Raw genomic sequence first — 5076 nt, forward strand, 5'->3', positions numbered from 1 at the left:
CGGTAGAAGCGCTCGATGCCGAACTCCGCCAGGTAGCCCGAGCCGCCCAGGATCTGCACCGCGCGGTCGGCCACGCGGCCCGCCATCTCGGTGGCGAACATCTTGCAGCACGAGGCCTCGGTCGAGACGTTGAGGCCCTCGTCGCGCCGGCGCGCGGCGTCGACCACCATGCACTCCGCAGCGTACAGCTCGGCCTGGCTGTCGGCCAGCATCGCCTGCACCAGCTGGAACTCGCAGATCGGCTGGCCGAACTGCTTGCGCTCCAGCGCGTAGGCCAGCGCGTCGCGCAGGATGCGCCGGGCCACGCCCACGCTCACCGCCGCGATGTGGATGCGGCCCTTGTCGAGCACCTTCATCGCCGTCTTGAAGCCCCGGCCTTCCTTGCCGCCGATCAGGTTGGCCGCCGGCACGCGCACGTTGTCGAAGAACACGTCGCAGGTGTGGGCGCCGCGCTGGCCCATCTTCACGTCGTTCCTGCCGAAGCTGATGCCGGGACTCTTCGCGTCGACGATGAAGGCCGAGACGCCGCCGGCGCCCTTGCTGGCCGGGTCGGTGCGCGCCATCAGCGTGAACATGCCGGCATGCGGCGCGTTGGTGATGAAGCGCTTGCTGCCGTTGACGACGTAGTGGTCGCCGTCGCGCACGGCGGTGGTGCGCAGCGAGGCCGCGTCGGAGCCGGCCTCGGGCTCGGTGAGCGCGAAGGAGGCGATGACCTCGCCGGTGGCCAGGCGCGGCAGCCAGTCGCGCTGCTGCTCGGGCGTGCCGTCCATCAGGATGCCCTGCGAGCCGATGCCCACCGTGGTGCCGATGACGGAGCGGAAGGCGGGCGAGGTCTGGCACAGCTCGAAGAGCACGCGCACCTCTTCCTCCATCGTCAGTTCCAGGCCGCCGTGCTGCTCGGGGATGGTCATGCCGAACAGGCCCAGCGCGCGCATCTCCTGCACGATCGATTCGGGGATCTCGTCGGTCTCGGCCACCTCGTTCTCGGCCGGTACCAGGCGCTCGCGCACGAAGCGGCGCACGCTGTCGAGCAGGGCGTCGAGGATCTGCGGGTCGCGAATCATGGCTGTGTCTCCTCAGAGGGCGTCGGCGGTGCCGAGGACGGCGGTGGACTGGCTCGACAGCGTGCCGCCGTTGCCGTGGACCACGGCCGTGCGGTGGCGCGCGAGCTGGCGCTGCCCGGCCTGGCCGCGCAACTGCCGCACCGCCTCGATCAGCGCGAAGATGCCGTACATGCCCGGGTGCACGCACGACAGGCCGCCGCCGTTGGTGTTGACGGCCAGCCGTCCGCCCGGCGCGATGCCGCCGCCCTGCACGAAGGCGCCGCCTTCGCCCTTGGCGCAGAAGCCGAGGTCTTCCAGGAACAGCAGGGTGTTGATGGTGAAGGCGTCGTAGACCTGCGCCATGTCCATGTCGGCTGCCGCCATGCCCGCCATGGCGAAGGCCTGGGCCCCCGACTGCGCGGCGGCGGTGGTCGTCAGGTCGGGCATGCACGAGATCTGGCGGTGCCAGATCGCCGTGGCGTTGCCCAGCACGTAGACGGGCGGCTGCGGCAGGCCGCGCGCGCGGTCGGCGCGCACCAGCACGATGGCGCCGCCGCCGTCGGTGACCAGGCAGCAGTCGCGCACGCCCAGCGGGCTGGCGACGGGGCGGGCGGCGAGCACGTCGTCGATGGTGAGCGGGTCGCGCATGAAGGCCTCGGGGTTCTTCTGCGCCCAGGCGCGCGCGGCCACCGCCACCTCGGCGAGCTGCTCGCGGGTGGTGCCGAACTCGTGCATGTGCCGCGCCGCCGCCAGTGCGTAGGCGGTGACGGGCAGCACCGGCTCGTAGGGGAATTCATAGGGCTGCGGGTCCAGGACGCGGCGCGCGGCCTGGGTTTCCCGGCGTCCGAAGGTGGCCGAGCGCTGGGCGCTGCCGTAGCAGACCAGCACCGCGCGGCACTGGCCGGCTTCGAGCGCGCGCAGCGCCGGCAGCAGGTGGGCGACGAAGCTGCTGCCGCCGACCATCGTGCCGTCGACGTACGTCGGGTTGATGCCGAGGTGCTCGATCACCGGCATCGCCCACATGCTGGAGGCGACGCTGCAGGTGGCGATGCCGTCGATGTCCTGCATCGTCAGGCCGGCGTCGGCCACCGCCGCCTGCGCGGCGCGCGCCAGCAGCGTCATGTCGTCCATGCCGGGCGCCTCGCCGCAGCCGTAGGTGGCGGCGCCGGCGATGGCCGCTCGCCCGCGCAGCGGGCGGTTGACGGCGGCGGCGTCGAGGGCCGAGCGGGGGATCATGCGGCACCTCCTTGCTGCGGCTGCACGGGCCGGAACAGCACCAGGCCGCGCCCGTCCTGCTGTGCGACGTGCGCCTGCACCCGCTGGCCGATGCGCACCGCCTCCGGTACCACACCCTCGACGCGGCTCATCATGCGCACGCCTTCGTCCAGGTCGATCAGCGCCACGTTGTAGTTGCCGCCGGCGTCGTTCTTGCGGTGGATGGTGCTGGCCGAATAGACGGTGCCCAGGCCGCTGGCCTTCACCCAGCGCAGCGGGCCGGCGCCGCAGTGCGGGCACAGCTCGCGCGGAGCGAACACGTGCCGCTCGCACTGCGGGCAGCGCTGGATGCAGAAGCGGCCGGCGTCCAGCTCGGCCTGGTAGTGGGTCTGTGCGCTCATGTGCATGGTCGGGGGCTTTCGTTGCGTGCGGCCTGTTCCTGCAGCACGCGCTTGAGGACCTTGCCGTTGGTGTTGGTGGGCAGCTCGGCCAGGGCCATGATGCGGGACGGCCGCTTGTAGGGCGCCAGCAGGCCGCGCAGGTGCGTCTGCACGGCGGCGGCGTCCAGCGCGGCGCCGGGGCGCAGTTCGACGAAAGCGACGATCTCTTCGTTGCCGTCTTCCTCGCGGCGTCCGACCACGGCCGAGCGCTGCACGCTGGGGTGCGTGTTCAGCGCCGTCTCCACCTCGGCCGGGTACACATTGAAGCCGGAGCGGATGATCATTTCCTTGAGCCGGCCGACCACGAAGAGCGCGCCGCCGGCGTCTATCTCGCCCAGGTCGCCGCTGGCGTACCAGCCGCCCTCGCGCATCACGGCGGCGGTGGCTGCCGGGTCGCGGAAGTAGCCGGGCATCAGGCCGCGGCCGCGCAGCCACAGCTCGCCGCGCTCGCCGGGCGGCAGCGGCCGGCCGGTGGCGGGGTCGGTCACCTGCACCTCGGCCTCGGCCACCGCGTGGCCGGCGCTGGTGTCGGCGCGCCGCTCGCCCAGGCGGGTGACGTGCATCGAGCCGGCGTATTCCGAGAGGCCGTAGCCGTGGTGCAGCGTCTGGCCGAAGACCGCCTCGACGCGCTGCTTGAGCGCCAGGTCCAGCGGGCCGGCGCCGGTGTAGAGGTAGCGCAGCGCGGGCGCCTCGGGCCGGGCGATGCCCTGCTCCTGCAGCCAGGCCAGCAGGCGCGAGAAGAGGGCGGGCGGCCCCTGCAGCTGCGAGACGCCGTGGCGCGCCAGCGCATCGACCAGGTCGGCCGGGTCGAACTGCGGGCGCATCACCAGCTGCCCGCCGGCCAGCAGCGAACTCATCAGCACCGTGCCCAGGCCGAAGATGTGCGTCATCGGCACGAAGGCGTAGCAGCGGTCGGCCGGGCCCAGATCGCGCGAGGCGCCGGACTCGCGCGCGAAGTGGATCAGCGCGTCGTGCGTCAGCATCACGCCCTTGGGCTGGCCGGTGGTGCCGGAGGTGAAGATCAGCGAGGCCACGGCGCCGCGCGGGCCCGGGCGCGGATCCGGCTCGGGCCGGGCCGCCTCGCGCACGGCCGAATGCTGCAGGCCGGCCAGCGCCGAGGGCACCGCGCCGAAGCGCCGGGCGTGCGCGGCGGCGCTGCCCGAGGCGGCGGCGGTGAAGTACACCACCCGCGCGTCGGCCCGCGCGTCGAAGGCATCGACCTCGCCCGGCGCCATGCGCGCGTTGACGCCGCACGACCAGGCGCCGACGCGGCTGCAGGCCAGGATCAGCGCCGCATGCTCGGGGCCGTTCTCGGCCACCGCCAGCACGCGGTCGCCGGGGCGCACGTCGAGCCGGCGCAGTTCGGCCTCGGCGATGTCGGTCAGTGCGCCCAGGTCGCCGAAGCTCAAGGTGCGGCCGTCGGGCAGGTGGATGAAGGGGCGCTGCGGCGCCTCGGCCAGCCAGCGGTCCAGCAGGTGATGGATGCGATCCGGCATGTTCAGTCGACGACGATGCCCTGCGTCACCGTGGCCCACATGGCACGCTCCGTCGCGGCGCGCTCGGCCAGCTTCTGCGGCGATCCGGTCCACTCGTCGTAGCCCAGTTCCCTGTAGCGCTTCTGCAGTTCGGGCTGGGCGAGTGCGGCGTTGATGGCCTTGTTGAGCCTGGCCACCAGCTCGGGCGCCATGCCCTTGGGGCCGTACACGCCGTACCACCCGCCCACGTCGAAGCCCTTCAGGCCCTCGATGCCCGATTCGGCCAGCGTCGGCACCTCGGGCAGCGAGGCGTTGCGCTGCGGCGAGGTGACGGCGATGGCGCGCACCTTGCCGCCCTGGATGTAGCCGCTGGCGGTGCTGATGATGTCCATCATCATGCTGATCTGGCCGCCGATCACGTCGGTCATCGCCGGCGCGTTGCCCTTGTAAGGGATGTGGTTCATCTGGATGCCGCTGCGCCTGGCGAAGAGCAGCGCGCCCAGGTGGTTGGAGCCGCCCACGCCGGCCGAGCCGTAGCTGAGCTTGCCCGGGTGGGCCTTGCCGTAGGCGACCAGCTCCTGCGCGTTCTTGTAAGGCTCGCTGTTGTTGGCGACCAGCACGTTGTAGTAGCTGAGCACGGGCGCCACCGGCGTCAGGTCCTTGACCGGATCGAGCGGCATCCTGCTCATCACGTTGGGGCTGATGGTGACGGTGGGGCTGGCCGCGAACCACAGCGTCAGGCCGTCGGCCTTGGCGCGCGACACCTCGCTGGCGGCCAGCGTGGCGTTGGCGCCGGGCTTGTTCTCCACCAGCACCGGCGTGCCCAGTTCCCTGGCCAGCGCCGCGCCGAGCAGGCGCGCGCCCTGGTCCACCGGGCCGCCGGCGGAATAGCCCACCAGCAGG

General features: G+C 72.5%; 5 protein-coding genes. All 5 read right to left on the bottom strand.

The genetic code is table 11. The features are described from left to right. Window positions 1–1064: acyl-CoA dehydrogenase family protein (locus ACIY1X_RS24625; protein ID WP_399685827.1), on the bottom strand; the 1064-nt coding region annotated here is incomplete at its 3' end. 12 nt (window positions 1065–1076) lie between these two features. Next, the gene (locus tag ACIY1X_RS24630) at window positions 1077–2279 is read right to left on the bottom strand and encodes an acetyl-CoA acetyltransferase (protein ID WP_399685830.1); all 1203 of its coding nucleotides are present in this window, start codon (window positions 2277–2279) and stop codon (window positions 1077–1079) included. Continuing rightward, window positions 2276–2665 (bottom strand): Zn-ribbon domain-containing OB-fold protein, encoded by a 390-nt coding sequence (locus ACIY1X_RS24635; RefSeq protein ID WP_399685832.1) that lies wholly within the window; start codon window positions 2663–2665, stop codon window positions 2276–2278. Before ACIY1X_RS24635 ends, ACIY1X_RS24630 begins: the two co-directional genes overlap by 4 nt. Further along, complete coding sequence (locus tag ACIY1X_RS24640) at window positions 2656–4194, bottom strand: class I adenylate-forming enzyme family protein (RefSeq protein WP_399685835.1); 1539 nt, start codon at window positions 4192–4194, stop codon at window positions 2656–2658. Before ACIY1X_RS24640 ends, ACIY1X_RS24635 begins: the two co-directional genes overlap by 10 nt. A 2-nt stretch (window positions 4195–4196) precedes the next feature. Next, window positions 4197–5076 (bottom strand): Bug family tripartite tricarboxylate transporter substrate binding protein (locus ACIY1X_RS24645; protein ID WP_399685838.1); only part of this gene is annotated, 880 nt, incomplete at its 5' end.

The sequence above is a fragment of the Xenophilus sp. genome, assembly GCF_044462705.1.
GTDB lineage: Bacteria > Pseudomonadota > Gammaproteobacteria > Burkholderiales > Burkholderiaceae_C > Xenophilus > Xenophilus azovorans.

Bases quoted from the DNA above. Each gene is read 5' to 3' on its own strand.
- ACIY1X_RS24630 (WP_399685830.1), bottom strand. From the start codon at position 2,279: ATGATCCCCCGCTCGGCCCTCGACGCCGCCGCCGTCAACCGCCCGCTG.
- ACIY1X_RS24635 (WP_399685832.1), bottom strand. From the start codon at position 2,665: ATGCACATGAGCGCACAGACCCACTACCAGGCCGAGCTGGACGCCGGC.
- ACIY1X_RS24640 (WP_399685835.1), bottom strand. From the start codon at position 4,194: ATGCCGGATCGCATCCATCACCTGCTGGACCGCTGGCTGGCCGAGGCG.